This window comes from Paenibacillus sp. LT-B23 (assembly GCF_059417685.1).
In genome coordinates this window covers 177,146-198,290 of sequence record NZ_JBSQBM010000009.1, presented here as the reverse complement: position 1 = coordinate 198,290, position 21,145 = coordinate 177,146, and the positions used below count along the sequence as shown (strand labels likewise).

Annotated in this window: 15 protein-coding genes; 4 read left to right on the top strand and 11 right to left on the bottom strand. The window is 48.3% G+C overall.

Annotated elements, in window-relative coordinates; all coding sequences use genetic code 11:
• Positions 1-219: 219 nt before the first annotated feature.
• Positions 220-1,014 carry a GTP pyrophosphokinase family protein gene (locus tag ACWXW9_RS13505; protein WP_192512493.1) on the top strand — a complete coding sequence of 265 codons (795 nt, stop codon included), beginning with the start codon at positions 220-222 and terminating at the stop codon, positions 1,012-1,014.
• Positions 1,015-1,180: 166 nt separating this feature from the next.
• Here the strand turns inward: ACWXW9_RS13505 and thrS are convergent, their stop codons facing one another.
• The 3 genes from thrS to ACWXW9_RS13490 all read right to left on the bottom strand — a co-directional run bounded on the left by thrS (position 1,181) and on the right by ACWXW9_RS13490 (position 5,466).
• Entirely contained in the window at positions 1,181-3,094 is a 1,914-nt protein-coding gene (thrS, locus tag ACWXW9_RS13500; RefSeq protein ID WP_494929809.1) for a threonine--tRNA ligase, read from the bottom strand.
• A gap of 616 nt (positions 3,095-3,710) precedes the next feature.
• On the bottom strand, positions 3,711-4,862 hold the full coding sequence (locus tag ACWXW9_RS13495) for a glycosyltransferase (RefSeq protein WP_494929808.1): 1,152 nt from the start codon (positions 4,860-4,862) through the stop codon (positions 3,711-3,713).
• Between the two features lie 181 nt (positions 4,863-5,043).
• Positions 5,044-5,466 (bottom strand): MarR family winged helix-turn-helix transcriptional regulator, encoded by a 423-nt coding sequence (locus ACWXW9_RS13490; RefSeq protein WP_494929807.1) that lies wholly within the window; start codon positions 5,464-5,466, stop codon positions 5,044-5,046.
• Between the two features lie 164 nt (positions 5,467-5,630).
• Here ACWXW9_RS13490 and ACWXW9_RS13485 point away from each other — a divergent pair, with 164 nt between their 5' ends.
• Together ACWXW9_RS13485 and ACWXW9_RS13480 are read left to right on the top strand one after the other, a co-directional pair.
• Entirely contained in the window at positions 5,631-7,100 is a 1,470-nt protein-coding gene (locus tag ACWXW9_RS13485) for an MFS transporter (RefSeq protein WP_494929806.1), read from the top strand.
• 132 nt (positions 7,101-7,232) lie between these two features.
• Complete coding sequence (locus ACWXW9_RS13480; protein WP_494929805.1) at positions 7,233-7,733, top strand: NAD(+) diphosphatase; 501 nt, start codon at positions 7,233-7,235, stop codon at positions 7,731-7,733.
• 89 nt (positions 7,734-7,822) lie between these two features.
• Here ACWXW9_RS13480 and ACWXW9_RS13475 read toward each other — a convergent pair whose 3' ends face one another.
• The 6 genes from ACWXW9_RS13475 to ACWXW9_RS13450 all read right to left on the bottom strand — a co-directional run bounded on the left by ACWXW9_RS13475 (position 7,823) and on the right by ACWXW9_RS13450 (position 18,708).
• A complete protein-coding gene (locus ACWXW9_RS13475; RefSeq protein WP_494929804.1) occupies positions 7,823-8,899 on the bottom strand; it encodes a Gfo/Idh/MocA family protein in 1,077 nt (358 codons plus the stop codon).
• Positions 8,900-9,336: 437 nt separating this feature from the next.
• The gene (locus tag ACWXW9_RS13470; protein ID WP_494929803.1) at positions 9,337-12,474 is read right to left on the bottom strand and encodes a hybrid sensor histidine kinase/response regulator; all 3,138 of its coding nucleotides are present in this window, start codon (positions 12,472-12,474) and stop codon (positions 9,337-9,339) included.
• A gap of 216 nt (positions 12,475-12,690) precedes the next feature.
• Positions 12,691-13,602 (bottom strand): M15 family metallopeptidase, encoded by a 912-nt coding sequence (locus tag ACWXW9_RS13465; protein WP_494929802.1) that lies wholly within the window; start codon positions 13,600-13,602, stop codon positions 12,691-12,693.
• A gap of 148 nt (positions 13,603-13,750) precedes the next feature.
• Entirely contained in the window at positions 13,751-14,467 is a 717-nt protein-coding gene (locus tag ACWXW9_RS13460) for a phosphoribosylglycinamide synthetase (RefSeq protein ID WP_494929801.1), read from the bottom strand.
• Between the two features lie 20 nt (positions 14,468-14,487).
• Positions 14,488-17,613, bottom strand: a complete 3,126-nt coding sequence (locus tag ACWXW9_RS13455; RefSeq protein WP_494929800.1) for a DEAD/DEAH box helicase — start codon at positions 17,611-17,613, stop codon at positions 14,488-14,490.
• A gap of 144 nt (positions 17,614-17,757) precedes the next feature.
• Positions 17,758-18,708 carry a helix-turn-helix transcriptional regulator gene (locus tag ACWXW9_RS13450; RefSeq protein ID WP_494929799.1) on the bottom strand — a complete coding sequence of 317 codons (951 nt, stop codon included), beginning with the start codon at positions 18,706-18,708 and terminating at the stop codon, positions 17,758-17,760.
• Positions 18,709-18,812: 104 nt separating this feature from the next.
• On the opposite strand from ACWXW9_RS13450, the gene ACWXW9_RS13445 reads away from it, so the two are divergent.
• Positions 18,813-19,355, top strand: a complete 543-nt coding sequence (locus ACWXW9_RS13445; protein ID WP_494929798.1) for a dihydrofolate reductase family protein — start codon at positions 18,813-18,815, stop codon at positions 19,353-19,355.
• 347 nt (positions 19,356-19,702) lie between these two features.
• Here ACWXW9_RS13445 and csaA read toward each other — a convergent pair whose 3' ends face one another.
• A complete protein-coding gene (csaA, locus tag ACWXW9_RS13440; protein ID WP_494929797.1) occupies positions 19,703-20,035 on the bottom strand; it encodes a chaperone CsaA in 333 nt (110 codons plus the stop codon).
• A gap of 58 nt (positions 20,036-20,093) precedes the next feature.
• A complete protein-coding gene (locus ACWXW9_RS13435) occupies positions 20,094-21,011 on the bottom strand; it encodes a DMT family transporter (protein ID WP_494929796.1) in 918 nt (305 codons plus the stop codon).
• Between the last annotated feature and the right edge of the window lie 134 nt (positions 21,012-21,145).

Below are 21,145 nucleotides of genomic sequence, written 5' to 3'. Positions count from 1 at the left end.
CATTAGTGCTATTTTTTTAAATTAAATGCTCCAAATCAGCATTTTTGTAATTATACATCGGATTACTCGGTTTTACCACAAAAATTCTTGTCCTATTTCTCCTTTCTTTGCCCCTCTCTCCTTTGCCTCTAGGTTTTGACATAGTGTACAATATATACAGGAATGCATATTTACGAAATAGATCGAGGACATCGTAAGCCTCATTTAGGAGAATGCCCTGTGAATGAACCGGATTGGAAGCACTTGAATGCTGTCCCTTTGCCCTTACAGGAATTTCAGCTACAGCTGGAGCAGAACGGAGTTAACGCCAAGCAACTGGAGGAATGGAGAAAAATCCCTGTCCTTTATCAGCTGGCTCTGGAGGAATTAAAGAACAAAATCAAGCTGATTCAGACGGAATGGAAGCTGTTGGACGGCTTTAGCCCGATTGAGCATATCAAGACCCGAATCAAAGAGCCTCACAGCATCGTGGAAAAGGTTCGGCGCAAAGGGTATGAAGTCACTCTGGACAATATATTGCGTGAAATTCATGATATCGCGGGAATGCGGGTCGTGTGTGCTTTTGTTAAAGATATCTACCGCCTGATGGATCATCTGCGTACACGGGAAGACATCCGTATTCTGGAGGTCAAGGACTATATTGACCAGCCCAAGCCCAACGGCTATCAGAGCCTTCATGTCATTGTAGAAGTTCCCCTGATTCTGTTTGAAGGTACACGCTGGATCAAGGTTGAAATTCAGCTTCGCACACTGGCTATGGATTTCTGGGCCAGTATGGAGCATATTTTGTACTATAAGTTTGATAAGAAAGTGCCTGAGCATGTCGTCAATGGGCTGTCCGAGGCTGCGCGTGCAACCTATGAGCTGGATCAGAAAATGCTAAAGCTGCGCGGCGAAATCTTGTCGCTCAGCGAGGATCAGGAAGAATCGTCTGCGCAACCGCCTGCGGCTTCAGCTCCGAGGAAGCACGCTCTGCCTACAGATCACGCCGTATCCCGGCCGCAGACCTGCTAGGGCTTCACTACTATCTGACAACCTGAGCAATTCGTCGGTCAGGGGGACAACCGCCTTGGCTCAGCTTCGCTAAAACCTACGCATTCTGTAATGTACAAAAAAAGAGCCATCAAAACCACGTTCATCATGGTTCTGATGGCTCTTTCGCTCATTTTTCAATCAAATATTACTGCTTCTCGCGAATTTCAGTGCTGATTTTCTCAACGATGTCCGCAATGCTGAGCGATCCCAGATCGCCTTCGCCCCGTTTACGAACCGCTACAGTACCGGATGTTTTTTCATTTTCCCCGATAACGAACATATATGGAACCTTCTCCAATTGCGCCTCGCGGATTTTATAACCAAGCTTCTCATTACGAGTATCCACTTCGACGCGCAGGCCCGCTTTCAGCAATGCTTCCTGTATCTCATTGGCAGTCTCGATATAGTTCTCGGATACCGGCAACAGCTTTGCATGAACAGGAGCCAGCCACAATGGGAATGCACCTGTAAAATGCTCTGTCAGGATGCCCATGAAGCGGTCAATTGAACCGTAGATGGCACGGTGAATAACGACTGGACGGTGCTTCTGGTTATCCTCGCCCACATAAGTGAGGTCGAATTTCTCAGGCATTTGGAAGTCCAATTGGATCGTTCCGCACTGCCAGCTACGTTTGAGTGCATCGAGAATGTGGAAGTCAATTTTCGGACCGTAAAACGCTCCATCTCCCGCATTAATACGGTAGTTGATGCCTAGGTGATCCAGCACGTTTTGCAGAGCTTGTTCCGCTTGATCCCACAACGCTGGCTCGCCCATAAAGTCATCCGGACGTGTGGACAGCTCCACTGTAAAATCAAAGCCAAACACACTATACATTTCGTTAATCAGCTTGATTACGTCCGTAATCTCTTGCTCAATCTGACCCGGAGTGACGAAAATATGCGCATCATCCTGACAGAATGTACGAACACGCATCATACCGTTCAACGCACCGGACAGCTCATGGCGATGCACTTGCCCAAATTCCGATATGCGAATCGGCAGATCGCGGTAAGAATGAAGCTCATTTTTAAACACAAGCATATGTCCCGGGCAGTTCATCGGTTTCAGAGCAAATGTAGTTTCATCGACTTCGGAGAAGTACATGTTTTCCTTGTAATGCTCATAGTGTCCCGATTGTTCCCACAGACGGTTGTTCATCATCAGCGGTGTGCGTACTTCCTCATAGCCATGCAGGCGTTGAATTTCGCGCGAGTAATCTTCCAGTGCAGTACGAACAACCATACCTTTAGGCAGGTAGAACGGCATACCCGGTGCTTCCTCGGAGAACATGAACAGTTCCAGCTCTTTACCCAGCTTGCGGTGATCGCGTTTTTTCGCTTCTTCCAGCAAGTGCAGATGCTCATCTAGCTGCGCTTTTTTCGGGAATGCAGTTCCGTAGATACGTTGCAGCATCTTGTTGTTGGAATCGCCTCTCCAGTATGCACCTGCTACACTCAGCAGTTTAAAAGCTTTAATGCGGCCTGTAGATGGCAAATGCGGCCCGCGACAAAGGTCAAAAAATTCGCCCTGATCGTAGATCGTGATTTCCGCATCCTCTGGCAAATCGCGAATCAGTTCCAGCTTCAACGGATCTTCCAGCTCTCCGAAAATACGAGTTGCTTCCTCACGGCTAACGACACGGCGTGTAATCGGCAGATTTTCCTGTGCAATCTTCGTCATTTCCTTCTCAATCTTCGCCAAATCGTCAACGGACAACGGGTTTTCGATATCAATGTCATAGTAGAAGCCGCTGTCAATGACCGGGCCAATACCAAGCTTCACGTTTTTCTCGCCATAAATGCGTTTGAGGGCTTGTGCCAGCAAATGCGCTGTGCTGTGACGATAAATTTCCAGACCGTCCGCACCGTCCAGCGTAATAATTTCCAGGTCGCTGTCCTGATCCAAAACGGTGTTCAGATCCACAGCCTTCCCATTCACTTTACCTGCGACTGCGTTCTTTTTCAGCCCGGAGCTGATCGAACCCGCCACGTCGGCGATCGTTACGCCCTGCTCGTACTCGCGTACGGCTCCATCTGGCAATTTTACTTGAATACTCACGATTAAAGCCTCCATTCAAATTGTAAGGTTGCATGCTATATATCAAAATTGAACGCAAAAAAACGCCTCTCTCCCTCAAGGGACGAGTGCGTTCAGCTCGTGGTTCCACCCTAGTTCGGCCCGCTCCTGTGCATACATTTCATGTTGATTAAACATGTTCATGCACGACATGCGTGACCCTCCATTGGTATCCGTTAACGGGGATCAATCGGTAGGCGCTTACTGATGTCACTGTCACATTGCACAGCTACATGTTCAACGTCACGGCTACAAAGGGGTAACTTCACATGCGGTTGCCGGAAAAGCTCTCAGCCTCGTCTTTTCTCTCTGAACGGCCCTTCAAGGAAATCATGTCTTTGGTCAATGCCTTGAATATCACTATATGCTACAGCATTATAGAGCAAATCCGCAGGTATTTCAAGTGGGCGTTTATGTACATCTATTTACATCACCCGAAAGGCTCTGTAATATAACATTTATCTAGACGATACCGTACAGAAAAAAAGGAGGGAACAGTCTTTGCAAAATGGGACAGTCTGCTCTATTCCCCCCTTTGTTTCCTTTTGGGAACAGCCATTTTAATGATTATGTTCTTGCGTGTTGACATCCAGTAATGCTACTCCACCAGCTTTTCAGACTTTAACACCATGTCTCGTAAAACCTGAGCGACTCGACTTTTGCGGCCCTCTGCATTCTTTTTTATCCATCGTAATGATTTTTTATACGCATGGGTATGGTTTGGTTGAACGAACTGCTTGGCTGCCATTCGCAGTGTTCTCCTCAACAACAGTGCTGACGAACGTGTTTGCTTGGATCGGCTTCCCCTGCGCAGTACCCGCAGCGTATTTTTGTAAGTCTCCAAATCCAGGGATGGATGTACAAGGGCAAATAGATTTAACGAGGAGTCATTGAATCCGTAGGTTTCAAACATGATTTTCAGATTTTCCGTATTTAAAACGTTTCCTCTGAGGTGGGTTGGATGTTCCTGGTGATATCCGACTACCTCTTTGATACAATAAAAAGGGATTTTCAATCGATGCAGCCTGTAGCCAAGGTCCCAGTCTTCGAGTCCATAAAGTACAAACCGTTCATTGAAACCTCCAATACGAGCCAAATGGCTGCGTCTGATGGATACACAACGTGTAACTAGTAGCGTCCAGGGAGCTACATCCGTTTTGGCAAATTGCTTTTTGACATTGGGGGGAACTCTTGTGGGGATAATAACTTTTGACAATGCATCCGTTTGATGAAGGATATCTTCTGGTGTTATTAACGGAATAATTTCATTCGCTGCTTCAAAGTCCGGACTCCATAAGTTGGATTGTGTAAGTGCATTACGACATTGTTCTTTTTCCTCTGGGGAAAAGTCAGGGTAATAATGGGTATAAGCATCATCCCACGAGTGAGGGAAGCCTGAAAGCACGGCTTGGGGATATTTGCGGTGATAACGGCTCACAACTCTAATGAATTCAGGTAACACTAAAAAGTCAGCATCGCAGAAGATGATATATAGCCCTTTCGCATGGCGCAGCCCCAAATTTCTAATGGCAGCTCGACTGCGTTGTTCCTGATGGAATACATACTGAAGTGAATAGGATGCTTGGAACCCTTCGACCATTTCCTTTGTCCCGTCCGTAGAACCGTCATCAGCTACAATTACTTCGAATAAATGCTTCGGATACGTTTGTGTTTCAAATGAAGCGAGTGAGAGCAACAACTGCTGGGCTCGATTATAGGTTGGAATGATGATACTGTAGCGGATTGCCAATGTAATCCCCCCCGACCATTTTTTTAGAAAACCCTTAAATAACATGAATGATAACAATATATTCAATGGCTTTAGCGTGGTCTGGTCAAACACCCTCCAAGGTTCGAAACAGGCTTGATCTTATTGGAGATGTATTTTTAAGCCGTACGGGGGGAACGGCCCATGATCTCACTGTATACCTTTATTCACCAGGGTCTATACTAATCTTTTGCAGTAGGGCAATAAGCAGGTCTTCTTCCTCATCAGATAAATTCTGGACGAGATCGGCATTGAACTCATCCAGAATTCCTTGCAAAACAGGAGAAAATTCTAATGCCTTGACCGTTGGGGACAAAAGAAAGGAACGACGGTCATTCGGGTCTGTTTCTCGCTCAATGTAACCCGATTCCTCCAATTGCTTCACAGAGCGCGCAGTGGTTGCTTTGTCAAATTTGAGTTCATTCGTCAACTGTTCCTGTGTAATGCCCGGACGCTGTAAAATAAGCTTTAAAAAGCTGTGCTGGCCGCCGCTGCCGATCCCATAAGGAGCCATTTTCCTGGACAATATTTTTTGGTTTCGACGATACAGGTGGGAAATCAGCTTTCCAATCGGTTTTTTTCTCATTAATTACACCCCAGTAGCTTAAAATGGCAAATCCGCAGGTAGAACCCAAGCAAATTCTACAACAATATGGTTGCATGCGCAACTAATTTACTATACACTAGAACTATTCATTTAGTTGCGCGTGCAACCAAACAGTTATCGTCAACGATAAAGAGGTGCTTATCATGAGTTCAACTGCTACAACCGCTGCAACGTATCAGGAAAATACCGAAATTCAGAAGAAACGTTGGATGATTTTGATTGTATTGAATCTGTTTACGTTTATGTCCACACTGGATGGAAGCATCGTTAATATCGCTCTCCCGGTGTTATCCCGTACGTTAAATTTACCCGTAGCACAGATTGAATGGGTTACAACAGCCTATTTGATGGCTATATGTACAGCCATTTTATTTTTTGGCAAGCTTGGAGATATGGTCGGCAAAATTAAAATATTCAAGATCGGCACGATCGTGTTCATCCTTGGCTCACTGCTGTGCGGTCTTAGTCATTCATTGCCCATGCTGCTGATCTCCCGAATTATTCAGGCACTCGGAGCATCCATGACTATGGCCAACAGCCAAGGGATCGTTACGGATATCTTCCCTTCGACTGAACGGGGCAAAGCGCTCGGCCTAATCGGTACCTTCGTCTCCCTCGGCAGTATCACGGGACCCAGCTTGGGCGGCATTATCGTCTCTTCACTGGGCTGGCAATATATCTTCTGGGTCAATGTACCGATTGGTCTGGTGGCCGTTTTTCTCGGCTGGAAGCTGCTTCCAAAGGATCTGATCAAGGTGAAAGACAAGATCGACGTTCCCGGCAGTCTGGTGTTTGCGATTTTTATCCTCGCTTTGTTCGCCGGATTGCTGCTGGGACAGCAGGTCGGATATGGAGACAGCCGCATCGTTGCTCTGCTGGTAATTGCCGTGATTGCTTTTGCGATATTCCTTTGGGTGGAAATTCGCCGTCCACAGCCATTGTTGCAGCTCGCTTTATTCAAGAATCCGTTGTTCTCGCTCAGTATTCTGTGCGCTTTTCTCGTATTCGCCGCTAACTTCTGCTTTAATATCATTTCGCCTTTCTATGCGCAGAATATGCTGAACCTGTCACCTTTTTATGCCGGGTTCCTGCTAATGCTGTTTCCAATCTCCATGGTTATCGTTGCCCCTCTCAGCGGTGCGCTTTCAGATAAAATCGGGTCTGAACTGCTCACCTTTGCCGGACTGGTAGTCATGGTAGTCGCCCAGATTGGCTTGGCTCGTCTCCATGCAGGCAGTCCCGTTCCGTTCGTGGGTCTGTGGATCGCTATGCTGGGTATCGGCAGTGGTTTATTCCAATCGCCGAACAACTCGCTGATCATGTCCAAGGTGCCCCGCACGCAGCTCGGCTCAGCCGGAAGCGTCAATTCACTGGTCCGTAATGTCGGTATGGTGGTAGGGATTACCTTAGCCACGTCGATCCTCTTTTATACCATGAGTAAAGAGGCCGGTTATCGGGTCACCGGATTGGTTCCGGGTCATCCGGAAATTTTTCTGGCAGGGATGCATGTGGTCTTTATGACTTCCGCGTCCATCTGTCTGGTGGCAGCACTGCTAACAGGCTGGCGGCTGATCGGGTCCAGGCGGGCAAAGGTGCAGGAGGAAAAGAAATAACGGATGTCAGAAGAACGAAAACGCTCATAGACAGAACGGTTATGGTGGAATTAAGATGATAAGTATTCCGTACGAACATGGAATAAAAAGCAACATTTACAAATTAAAAATGGAATATAAGGTGGCGCTTAGATGAAGTATTGCTATGAATGTGGAACAAAACTAATGGTGAAGGAGTGTAAAGGCGAAGGCCCTATTCCCTATTGCAATACATGCCAGGTCTTTCGGTTCCCGATATTCAGCACTGCAATTAGCACCGCTGTAATCAATCGGCAGAGAAATAAAGTGCTGCTCATACAGCAGTACAATATCAAGGATTTTATTTTGCTGGCTGGTTATGTGAACAAAGGGGAATCCGCCGAGCAGACATTGGTGCGCGAGGTTAGGGAAGAAGTGGGATTGCAAGTGGATGAGTATACATATATGCGCAGCGAGTATTTTGAACGAACCAATACGCTGATGCTGAATTTTGTATCCATTGTGAACGATGACAAGCTGGATGCTCTCAGTGCAGAGGTAGACCAAGCACGTTGGTTTACGCTGGAGGAAGCCAAACAGGCTATTTTGAAAAACAGCTTGGCTGAAGCCTTCCTGCTGACCATTATTCAAAAGATCGAAGCAGGATTCATTTGAATGGATGCAAACCGAGCGGAACTGTGATCCGCAAGAGGGTCACTCCTTTCAGGACTCCATCTTATGGGCCACAGTTTGGTATTCTTGCCCTACACTTCCACTAAACGTCCATTCTCTTTCCAGGATTGCAGTATTTGTTCGAGGACCCATTGGTTTTTGTACCCGTCCTCGAACAATGGGGCATGATCCACGGACTCTCCCCTTGCCAGCTTCACGAAGTCTCCATAGGCCGTATGATCATAGATTGCAGGGACCGTCCAAGACTCGTATTCGGCATCCGGGTGCTCCAAATCTCGCAGCACAATGCGGACATTTTCCCGGTTGTTGAGACTGGCGTGCAGCGCACCGAGCTCGCCATAGATATCAACTTCGATATCGTGACGTTTGCCAATGGCATTTTTGTGGGTGATGAACGTGCCGACGGTATTATCGCCTACGATGCCATGGAAAGCAGCGAAGTCTTCCACATCCACTTTTACAGGCAGACCTGTGACCGGATCAGGCCGCTCGGGTGTAATCGTATGTAGCAGCGCCGCGACGCTTTTAAATTCGCCCACCAGAAAACGGGCCAGGTCAATAATATGCGAGGCTGTATCGCCCACGACCCCGGAGCCTGCCTTGGCTAAATTATGCCGCCATGTATACGGATGTTGACGATATGGTGAGAATGCATCCATCAGATATCGAAATTGAATGTTATAGATGTTGCCCAGCTTGTGTTCATCCAGCAATTGCTTGGCATATTGGAAAGCAGGGCCGTAACGATGCTTGTAATGAACCAGAAAAGGCACCGGGTTCGCTGTATACAGCTTTTTCAACTGATCCGCTTCCTCCCACGTGAGTGTCAACGGTTTTTCCGCCAGTACAGCTTTGTGTTCTTCCAGTGCAATACGAAGGATGTCAAAATGCACATCGTTGGGTGTGAGCGATAGAATTGCATCCACCTCAGGGTCACGGATTAAGGCTTCATAATGGGGATATTGCTTGGAAGCAGAAAGTTGCAATTGTTCTCCAATGTGTTGAAGGCGATTGGGGTTCACATCACTAACGGCCACAATAGAAACCCCCGAGATGGTTTGCAGGGATCTAATGTGATATTCAGCGATAAGGCCAAGGCCGATGACACCCATACGAATTGGTTTGGTTGGGGAGATGGAGGTACTCATGTGATCAGAATTCCCTTCTCTTCAATTTGGCTTTTATGACTGCATCAAATTCCTTTTTGCTATGCAGTATCACCCGTAGCTTTGCAGAATAGTCCCCGCAGAAACGATAGTGGTCCATAAAATAAAAAAAGGACCTGCAATTCCGATGTCCGGTTTCGCAGATCCTTTTCACACCTTCTCTATACCAATTCTCTATACAGAGCTACATTAAAAATGTACCTACGACAAAAGCTACCCCGACGATGATCGAGCGCAGCAGTTGCGCCAGAGCCACATTGCCGCGCACAATTTCTTATTATCGTTATAACGTATCAGCAAGCTGAACACAAAATATCCTACGATTAATATGGAAATAAATAATATATTTGATCAGGATTCGAATTAGAATTTAGGCTCACGTCATGGTATCATCCCTGTCCAGGACGTGAGCCTTGTTACTATCTATCCGGAATAACAAACGACACGGTTGTTCCTTCATTAACACGGCTCACGATCGACAAGCCTTGACCGTACAGCTGCTGCAATCGCCGATTCGTATTAGGGATGCCAATGCCTGCTTTTTCACTCTGAGCCGCATTTTGCAATTGATTGACCTTTTCCTGCTCCATTCCCTTGCCGTTATCTTTAACTTCAATAAGGGTGAAGCCCTCCCGGCGAGTAATGGACAGCTGAATCGTACCGCCTGCGTTTCGGCTGAGAAGACCGTGTTTGACGGCGTTTTCGACCAACGGCTGAATTGAGAGCGGAGGAAGCAGCAGCCGCATGCCCGTCTCCACCTCCCATTTAATCGACAGCCGATCCCCGAACCGCGTTTTTTCGATGTATAGATAGGCTTCAACGAGCGCGAGTTCATGGGCCAGCTCTACTAACTCCCCCGTATTGAGATAATCAAAGCTAATTCGTAAAAAGGACGAGAAGGCCTCACCCAGCTTGCGCATGCTTTCCGTATCGATATCGCTTAACGCCATTAACGAATTAAGGGTGTTGAATAGGAAGTGGGGCTGGATTTGCGCTTGCAAATAGGCAGCCTCCATACGTAGACGCTCTTTAATGGATTGCTTTAGGGCTATCAATGCCCTGATCCGATATTTTAACTCCAAAGCGTCTACGGGCTTCGTCACATAGTCGCTTGCCCCTGCTGAAAATCCGGTGTAAATGTCCGATTGCTGGCTGCGTGCGGTAAGGAGCAGCACAGGAAGCTCTGACATGGAAAACTGCTCTCTAACCTTCTGTGTTAATTCATAGCCGGACATTTGCGGCATCATAACATCGGCTATGAGCAGATCCCACTGCCTGGTCCCCAGCAATTCTATCGCCTCCCGTCCGGAACGAGCGGTAGTAATGTTATAAGGCTCCGTGGAAAGGATACTGACAAGAACATTTAGGTTGACCGGATTATCATCAACGGCAATTATATAGGCTTTGTCCTCCTTTAACAGCGGCGGCAGTGCGGCGGCAGCTTCCATTTCCCCAATGGAGTGCGGAAAAAGAAAGCCGGCAGGCACCTCATCTATTATTCCCTTCGTTTGTGCCTGAGCAATAGGGACCTGATTGGGTTCAAAATCTGCTGCGTCTGCTAAAGGCAGATTAAAGCTGAAAACGGAGCCCTTTCCCAATTTGGAGCGAACCGTCAAGTCGCCATTATGCAGCTCGACAAGCTGCTTGCAAATGCTTAAGCCCAGTCCGATGCCCTGCTCACCGCTTATTCCATCAGAGCCTTGCTCATAAGGGAGAAAAATACGCGACTGGGTCGCCTCATCCATGCCGGGCCCCGTATCGGCAATATGAATAACAGCCTGCCTGTCCCGAATTTCGGCTGAGACGGAGATGCTTCCCTCCTCGGTATATTTAAGCGCATTATGCAGCAGGTTATACAAAATTTGAACGAGCCTTTTCTCATCCGCCAGTACCAAAGGCAGCGATTCCGGTATCTCCATATGCAGTTCGATTGGCTTGCTTTCCTTCATAAATTGCAGCATTGCGACAACGCCAGGAGCGATGGACTGAATGCTGAGGGGCTCCCGCTGCAAAACAATGCGCCGTTCCTGAAGCCGAACGACATCGAGAAGATCGCCAAGCAGCTGTGACATCCGTCTGCTGATCGTAATGAGCAGCTGCATATCCTCAAGGCTGCTTTTCGCAAGCCTGGTCTTCTCTTTGGTGACAACGTTATAAGCGATGTTCATAATACCGTGCAGCGGCGTGCGGAGCTCATGGGACGTATTAGCCAAAAACTGGTCCTTAATTTTATCCGCTTTTTGTAGCTGCTTGTTCAATTCCATGTTTTCTATCGAATTTCGAAAATACTTTTTAAACCAATAGGCCGAAAAGCCGGTAATAGCAAAAATAATGTCGATGGGATAGTAGACGGTCGTAACATCTCTTGCGCTCTCAGCAATACTCCACAGTAAGTTGGATAAGATGTTTACTGCGGAGAACAGCAAGAAAATGACGTCATTATCTTTATTTTTTTGCAAAATCATCGTTCCTACTATGTATATAAACCAGACGAATGATATGAAATTAATCGTATGAAATACATTGAAATGGACGATTGCATAAGCAATATTGGCTGGTGAGACCAGGAAAATGCCGGTAAGAGCAACATTCGCTGCAATGTAGGTTTGGAACCATTTTTCTCGCAGCGGGGCCGCGTTGAAACTTTTGAATAGCAGAAGCAGAAACACATTTTGCCACAGCAGAGAGATCAGTCTAATTTTGATTGCCCATGTATAGTTAATCGGCAGCCATAACAAGAGTATATTATCGTGACTTACTAGAATCGTAATGCCAACGGATATCGTTAACAGCGCTGCGATCAACAAGGTCCTTTCTTTTGAGCTGAATAGATAGAGAATGCAAGCATACAGGCAATGAAGCAGCAGAATAAGAAAAATGAACAGCTGAAATCCAATCGAGTACCAGCGCACAAAATCAATAGTGGCCGCAGTGCCAAAGCGAATCGGAGTTACAATGCCGCCATTATAGGGGTTGTCGAAATTGGCCGCACGAATGACCAGTTCAATCTCGGTCACTCCTTCTGTGTCATAAGTAGAGGTAAAAGAGATGCTTTTGGGTGTATATTCATTTGCAGCGTCGGCTAGCTTGCCCATAATGGCAAAATTTTTTCCGTTAATTTCAATTTCCGATGCCGCCTGAATTTTTTTAAACCAGAATGAAACAGGAGTCTGAAGCGAATCAATCAAAATGCGAAGACGATACGTTCCATACCCGTACGAGTTGTTTGAATGCTGCTGAAGCGCGCTCCCCCAGTCACCTGGTACGGTAACATGGCTTGCTTCGGGTTCCTTCTCCAGAAACTCGTCTCCCGTAACAAAATTTTCAGGATAAAACTCCCATTCTCCATTCAAATAGAGCACAGGGGAATTTTCCAGATCAATACCGCGCAGGTCAAGCACGCCGCCAACAGCACGGGGCTGGTGGTCGGATACGGGAAAAACGACAGACCACGCCCATCTCATGCCGACTAATGCAGCAAAAATAAACAGCATGATGGTTATATATTTAAAAAGTGTTATATGCTTTGCCTGCATGACGTTCATCAATTTTGTCATAAATGAATAAAACCTCTTTTGACCGCTCTTTATTGTTAATCCTTTACATTATAGCATAGGATTTAGCCATTCTCTTGCTTGGCTGCTAAAGAGAGCAGGTAACGACAAAGGTCCCCATATTCATCCTAGCCCCCGGAATGAGATCGGCTACGCGAGCCGCCATAGGAATAGCCGCTGCTGCCGCAATCCCCAGGATTACGGCTTTGTTCTCAGCTACTACAGCTTGATATTCTTCTCGTCAAAATATTCCTCCAGCGTCATTCCCTGCTTGGCTACATCCTCCGCGAGGTCTGTTCCTACATAGCGAATATGCCAAGGCTCGTATACATAGCCGGTCACATCTTCCTTGCCCTTCATATAACGAATAATAAATCCGTATTCTGGCGCATGCTTCTCCAACCACTCGCCTTCCTTGGAAGCTCCGAAGGATTGTTCCAGCACATTGCCTACGCTTGGACTGGACACATCAATCGCCAATCCTGTCTGGTGCTCGCTTGTACCCGGTACAGCACTGACTTTAGAGGCGTATTCCTGCCCCTTTGTCTTCACATTGTTGTTAAAAATAGAAACCTGACGCTTATAGGAACGGTATCCCGATACAGCACGCAGCTCAATGCCGTCCTTCTTCGCACCGTCGAACAACTTCTCCAGCGCTTCTGCTGCTTCCTTACGCATATGCCGCTTCTCATGTGGACCTTCGAAGGAAAAAGGCACCTTCGGCTCCACTAGATCATCCGGGGCATAGCCTACAGGCAAGCTGCGCTTTTTGTTCACCACGACTGTATCAGACGTCGCGTTAGTGACGATGGCCGTACCGCCATCTTCCTCCACCGTGGCTTGCAGCGCACTCTCGCTTCGCAGCGCCATCACGGGATCTGCCTGTTCGCTTCCTGTACCCGCCGGGGCTTGTCCAGTACCCGATTCAGTGCTACTATTGCTCGCATTCGACTGGGTAGCAGGCTGCACGCTCTCCTGCGTCGTCGGGGATGATTTCAGCGGCTGGCTTTCCTGTCCGCCCGAACCTCCCTGTTGGCACGCCGCCAACAACAGCCCCGGCAGAATCAGTCCCGGGATAAGCGCCTTGGTCCAGTGCTGAGAGGTTCGTTTCTGTTGCATATGTTGTTTCATGCGGGTATCTCCTCCAATATTACATTTGATGCATGGCTTGCTATAGTTTTCGTTCCCCTATTGTAACTGAATTTTCGACACTCTTCGAAGCTGTATCCGGTTCGATGAAGCTGAATAGGCGCGAAAAAGAAAGGATAGCCCCTAATTATTACGGAGTATGACGTTTTTGCGGAATTGTGGCCCGGGCGCGTTCAGCTACACGCTCACGTATGAGCTTCAGCGCCTCTTTTGCACGGGGCAGTCCCGGCAGCAATGCCGTAATATCCGCTTCATTCACTGGAGCAAGCTTCTGCGGCAGGCGAATCTCAATGGCATGAAAGCCCGCGCCTGGACGGTGCAGTGCTCCTTCGGCGGCAGATTCAGCAATCCATTCGCTGATCGCCGCCGATCCGCTACGTGCGCCCTCTGACCGCGAGGTCGGCTCAAGCGCAGGAGATGTCCCCTGCACATGGGACAGTTCACCTGCCCAAGCGCTGAATACGAATTCCAGCAGCGCTTCGCGCGTCATGCCGATCAGCTCCAGACCGAGTAGCGGATCGCTTTCCAACCCGGCCTGGAGAGCCTTCCTGGCTTCTTCGGCGGCACCAACGCCGTCCTCCAGGCTGGATGTAGCCGTATCGGCTGCTGCCTGAACGACTTCATCCAGCGAGGGGCAGGCTTCCCCCTGCATAAAACGGTAAATGTCCCAAGGCTCCGCCTTTAGCTGCTCCAGCCACGCCGTTCGCTGTTCCGGGTTCAATACAGGCACGGAGCCAGTCCAGCGGACAGCCTGAGCAGTCGCCGAACCGTTTTCCGTTCCGTCCCCCTCTACATCCGCCTCCCATTGACCGTCAGTTACCTGCAGCATCACACGCGGCCTTGTCATCGTCTTCATCCTTTCTGTGCTTACTCAATCCATATATCATTTTGCAGCGCAATCAGACCGCGCAATTCATCGTCAGACATTTCCGTCAGCCAATGCTCACCAGAGCCGACAACCTGCTCGGAAAGCGCCTTTTTGCTCTCGATCAGCTCGTCAATCCGTTCCTCCAGCGTACCTTGGCAAATCAGTTTATGCACCTGCACGTTGCGGCTTTGACCAATGCGGAATACTCGGTCCGTCGCCTGATTTTCCACCGCAGGATTCCACCAGCGGTCATAGTGAATAACATGACTGGCACGCGTCAGATTCAAGCCGACACCGCCTGCCCGCAAGGAAAGCACGAATATATTCGGCCCTTCCCCCTGCTGGAAATTGTGGACGATTTCGTCCCGTCTGGTTTTCGCCAGCCCCCCATGCAGGAAATACGGTTCTTCCCCGAAAATCCGGGCCAGCCGTGCTACCAGCAGCTCTCCCATAGACACATATTGGGTGAAAATCAGAGCAGATTCTCCATTCTCCCGAATAGTTTCCACCAGCTCCAGCAGCCGTTCCATTTTACCCGAATTTTCGGTTTTTCCTGTGTCAGCGCGGCCCGGAATGATCAGACCCGGATGGTCACAAATTTGCTTCAGCTTGGTCAACGAAGACAGGACAAGCCCCTTGCGGGCGATACCGATCTGCCCGTCCAGTGTCCCCATGAGTTGATCCACCACGCCGCGATACAATCCAGCCTGCTCCGGTGTCAGCACACAATACGATTTCAGTTCCAGCTTCTCCGGCAAATCCTTGCGTATATCCGGGTCGCTTTTGAGTCGACGCAACATGAACGGCGAGACGAGACGATACAGCTCGCGCAGCGCGGCCCCTCTTTCCTCTCCCGCCATACTGTAGCGCTGACGGAACGAAGAAGAAGTGCCGAGATAACCCGGATTCAAAAATTGAAAAATGGACCACAGCTCACTCAGCCGATTCTCCACCGGGGTACCCGTCATGGCAATCCGATGCGGTGCCGACAGCTTCATCACACTCTGAGCCTGCTTTGTCCGTGCATTTTTAATATATTGCGCCTCATCCAGCACGATGGAGGACCAATAGACCGCAGATAAATCACTGCCGTCCCGGCCCGCCAAATGGTAGGTCGTGAGGACGATATCATATTCGCGGACGCTTTCTTGAAATACCTCCCCGTGAAGTCGCTGGTTGCCGTGATGAATATAAAGTGACAAATCCGGCGAAAAACGCTTCAACTCCCGCTGCCAGTTACCAAGCAGCGAGGTCGGACAGACGATCAGCGCTGGACGCTGATCCGCGGCCCCGATGCCGCCATCGAGCAGGCAGGTAATCACCTGAATTGTTTTACCAAGTCCCATGTCGTCTGCAAGGCAGACACCGAAGCCCAGCCCGCGCATGGCAGCCAGCCATTGGAAGCCGCGCTCCTGATAAGGACGTAATGCGCCATGCAGCGTCTTCGGTACAGGGCGCGGCTCCACAGAACGAAGCACGCCGCCCTCAACCAGAGAGGCCAGCAACCCGGCGGATTCCGCACCGAAGATGGACAGGCCCTTCCATGAGGCCTCGCCTGCACCTTCATTTTCCGCGGCCAGATGCATCCACTCGGACAAGGTCATTTCCCCGTCTTCGCCGCGCTTGATAAAACGCAGCACCTGACGTATTTCCTTCGGATCGACCTCAATCCATTCGCCTCCCAAACGTACATACGGCAAATTGGCCGCAACGATGCTTTCCAATTCCTCCACCGTCAAGGTCGTATCGCCCAGCACAGCCTCGGCATCAAAGGAAATCATACGGTTAATGCCGACCGTCGATGTGTCGGCAATCACGCCTTCCGGCGGTGCGCCGCGCTCCGCCGAACGCATTTTGAGCCGCAGGCCTGCGCGGCGGCGGCCCTCCCGGCTCCAGCGTGAAGGCATTTGCACGGTGGTGCCGTTCTTTTGCAGAGCAGGCACGGCTTCCGTCAGGAAGCGAAAAAACAGCTCTGGCTCCAGCGTGAGGCCCTCGGGATAAGGGCGACTTAACGCTTCTTGCAGTATCGGCACCGCTTCGGCCGCCTGTCCAAGCAGCAGCAGCAGCTGTGCCTGCACTTGGCGATACACGATGGTTCCACGCACCAGATCGCGCTCGGGATGCGCCCACAGCGCCAAAGCAGGCAGTCGCAACCCCGGCTCGGCATCGCTTTCCGCCCAAAAGGTAATACGCCATTCCTTCACATTCTCTTCCAGTGAAGGCTCCAGACGAAGACACAGACGAACCTGCCCTTCGATCGGCTCCTGATCCTTCCGTTCCGTGACTGGCATTGCGCTTCCTTCAAGAGAGGCCGCCTGGAGGACCAGCTCCTCCATCTCGGCGGGTGTTCCCTGTATCGCAACCGGACGGGAACCTGTTAGCAGACTGTTCCACCACAGTTCTGCCAGCGGCGATCTCCCGCGCCGATACTCTGCGCGATATCTGCTCAGCTCACGGTCTGAGGCTGCCAGTACCGCAGTCGTTTCCGCATGGATGACCGCACACAGGAAGGAATAGAGCACGATCCCCGCTGCGTCCTCCCGTTTTTCCGGCTCCTTGCCCGCGAAGACGGCGGGAGCCGCCATGCAGACGGCAGGCATCGCCGAAGCCAGCTCATGAAAGCGGCGAACGTCCTCTTTCAGACCCAGCCGGGGAATCCACACCCCAACCGCCGCCTCCGGGCCACGACGGCGCGGTCCCGATGGACGCGCCTCTGTAAGCGATGGCGCAATTTCGCCTCGCTGCATCAGTTCCAGCGCAAAATAAGCGGCTTTTTGCCAATATTGCATCTCCTCTCCCAACGTAATGCCCGACGCGGCACAGCCCTTCTCGTCCATACGGGTCAGCAGGGCCAGCGTTTCGCGCGGTTCCAGCGCCAGGCCCTCCAGCGTGCGCCCCAGCATGGAGCGTCTTTTGCCTCCTCTGCCTGCGACTTCCACACGAGCGGTGTTTGGTATCCGCACCTCAGCAAGACGCAACGCAGCCTGCCGAAACGGCCGAAGGTCTCCCTTCAGCGTCAGCCTGCGGACCACACTGCTCCACGCATCAATTCGTGGTTCTGACGTCTCACCAGAAAAGCAAAAAAACACATCTCCGAGCCATATTCCATAAAGCGGTTGATTCATATCTGTCTCCCGTCCAGCCTTTTGAATTATTACTCTTCATCATATACGAAAACGGGCTCTTTTCAAAACTTTATCGCAAAAATAAATGGAAACTCATAAGTTAATAACCTTAAATATTCATGTGATTAACTATACAAAAGAGACTCAATCTATAGGATCAAGTCTTTTTTCTTCATCATCAGCTTGAGCATCCTTCAGATAAGGATTCAGGCTATCTTGAAGCAGTTGCTTGACTCGCATACGCAGCTCTTCCGGATATATGACCTCGGCCTCTGGCCCATACTTTAGCAGGAGTCTGGATACATATTTAAATTCTTCGAACGGAATATATCCCTGCCATTCCAGATGGGAGACATTCTGGAAGAGGGGATCTGATTCCGCCAGCCGGGCACCAAACGCGGTAAACCTTATTTTTGACGGAACTCCCGTACGAGAATCATCCGAAGCCATCCATTCTCGAAGTGTGGGAAGGCTGGGTAAGGTTTGTTCCAGCATGGTCATTGCGATTACCCGATCTGAACGGTACAGAATAATCCGGTCTTTGCTATGCGCTGGCATGTACCAATATCCGTGATCAAAATATAGCCCAACCGGATATACTTCAGTCCACTTTTCCCCGGAAGCGGAGCGGTAATGCATCTTCACCTGGCGCTTATTCAACGCAGCCTCCAAAATGAGCGAGGTGTAGGGCGACTCTGCGTGAGTAGGCATCATGCGAAAAGAGATATAGTCCTTCAATTGATCAATGCTGTCCTGTACATCCTGTGGAAGCCCGGCATAATAATGCTCGGATACATGCCCCCGAACCGATCCAAAAGGAATATCCGGAATGTCTTCCAGCAGTTGCAGCATGAGAAAAAGACCGAGGGCCTCGTCGCGGGCAAGATGAAGAGGCGGAAGAAGTCGATTGGGAAGCGCCCGGTACCCGCCATGAGGGCCAGTTTCGGTATAAAGGGGTAACCCGGTCTGTTGCAAATAGTCGAGATCTCTTTGTATCGTCCTGACGGAAACGTCAAAACGCTCGGCAAGCTCACGTGCCGTATATTTTTTTCGGGAATCCAGTATCCTCATAAGAGCAATTCGGCGTTCGTTCATCAGGGACTCCTTTTATTAAAAATTCAATCGGGTACGCAATTTAACTACGACATAATATGTCATAAATATATTGTAACATAGGAGATAGAAAGGAGTGATGAACGATGAAGAATACAAAGCCTCGCAACAAAATCGTGCTGTATATTGCCATGAGTCTGGACGGGTATATAGCGCTGCCGGATGGCTCGGTGGACTGGCTATATGATGTCAAAGGAGATGGCGGGGACAATGGATATGCCGACTTTTACGACACCGTAGGCACGGTGCTGATGGGCAGGTTAACGTATGAGGAGGTATTGAAGCTTTCAGATGATTTCCCTTATGCAAGCAAGCCATGTTATGTACTCACCCGGTCATTAACGAAGCATCACCAGGCACCGCATGTTACGTTTACGGACAAAGCTCTGTCTGAGCTTGTTCCGCATCTACAAGAACAATCGGAAGGTGCAGTATGGCTGGTGGGTGGAGGACAGTTAGTTCAGGACTTCATGCGAGAGGGGCTGCTGGAGGAGGCTATCATTGCGATCATTCCCAAGGTACTCGGACGAGGAATACCGTTATTTCCTGAAGGAACACCACCAAGTACATTTGAACTCCAGGAAATAGAACGCCGCGGGGATATCGTTATGCTTCATTATCACATATAAGCCAAATCCGAAAAATGTACATCAAAACGGAGTAGGCGGAATGGTGCTGTACAAGCGGGGCGGTGGCGGTGGGAAGCACCATCCGTCTGCGCAGTGGCACGATAGGTAACTTTTAAGCCAGCTTTTATAGTTATATATCTGTTAATAGAAAAGCCCTCGTATTTCAGGACCATATCTCTACCTGAAATACGAGGACTCTATTGCGTGCTTTATCGTTATTCTGAACGTTACCAACTTCAGTAATTACCTTATATGCTCTCATCTTATCGGCCAGATATGGTCTGAACAGTCTGTCAGTGTAATACATATCTGTTCGTTAGTTTGTCCGGTAAATTGAATTATATCTATCATCCAATCGGTGTTCCATCAGGTAGCTTAACATCCGGTTTTAAGAGAACCACGTCCCCTTTATCCGGCAGCCCACCAAGAACTAATACCTCTGAATTAAATCCGGCTATACGTCGCGGAGGGAAGTTGATCACCCCAATTACTTGTTTCCCTATTATTTCTTCAGCTACATATCGTTTAGTAATTTGTGCACTAGACGTTTTAATTCCGATCTCTTGTCCAAAATCAATCTCAAGTTTGATAGCTGGTATTTTTGCTTTTGCGAAAAACTCAGCCTTAACAATTGTTCCAACACGAATATCCAGCTTCAAAAAATCATCAATCGTTACCATTTAGAATTCTCCTCATACACTATATTTTTTCTAAATCACACACTAATGAATAACAAATTTAATTCTTAGCTACTGTATTTTTAGCAGCTGTATAGTTCATAGATTTTGTCCAAAAAAATCCTCCCATACCCAAGAGCGTCATAAACCCTCCAATAAATTGAAATATAGAGGTTGTTTCACCCAAAAATAAATAGGCAAGGATTATAGCGAGAACAGGTTCTCCAATAATACCTACAGAAACAGTGGTTGCGCCTAAAGACTTTAATAACTGATTAAAAATATATTGTCCAAAAATAGTTGGGATTACTGCAAGTAAAAAGAAATATGTCCAATCAGCAGAGTCATATTCTATCACTGAATAATTATTTAACAAACTATAGACCAGCATGACGCTCCCACCAATAAAGAACACAATAACACTGTACAAATTTGTCTCTATTTTATGACTGACCTTTTGCCCTGCCAACATATATGCTGAAACTAAGATTGTTCCTAATAAAGATAATCCATCACCTATTAACGCTTCCCTTGAAATCCCTATGTCTCCCCAAGCTATGATTACTGAACCGAAAAGGGCAGCTATCAAACAAAGAATTGTTAATATATTTGATCGTTCATTGAATATGAAGTATGAACCAATGATTACAAACAAAGGTTGTAATGCTAAAATGACCATCGAGCTTGCAACAGAGGTATACACTAATGATTCCATCCAACATAAGAAGTGTAACCCGAGAAATAGGCCAGCTACAAAAATGGTACCCCAATCTTTTTTACCTAATTGCAAGGATCGTACAGTTTTCCAGGGTACGAAAGGAAGCATAATGATTACTGCCATGTACAATCGGTACATTCCAGCCACTGAGGTTGGAGTATCCGAAGATTTGATCATGATGGAAGAGACAGAAACAGACAATATGCTGATAAAAAGTAAAATATACGGATGAAACGCTAACTTCGATTTCTTTATTTTCACCTTAATTATGCCTCCAAGATGTTTTACCTCATTGTCTGTGCACAAGACTGTTTGATAAATGAAAGATTGAATATAATAATATCACCACCACCCTTTTTTTTGTGCAATAATATCATTGAATTATATAGAAATAT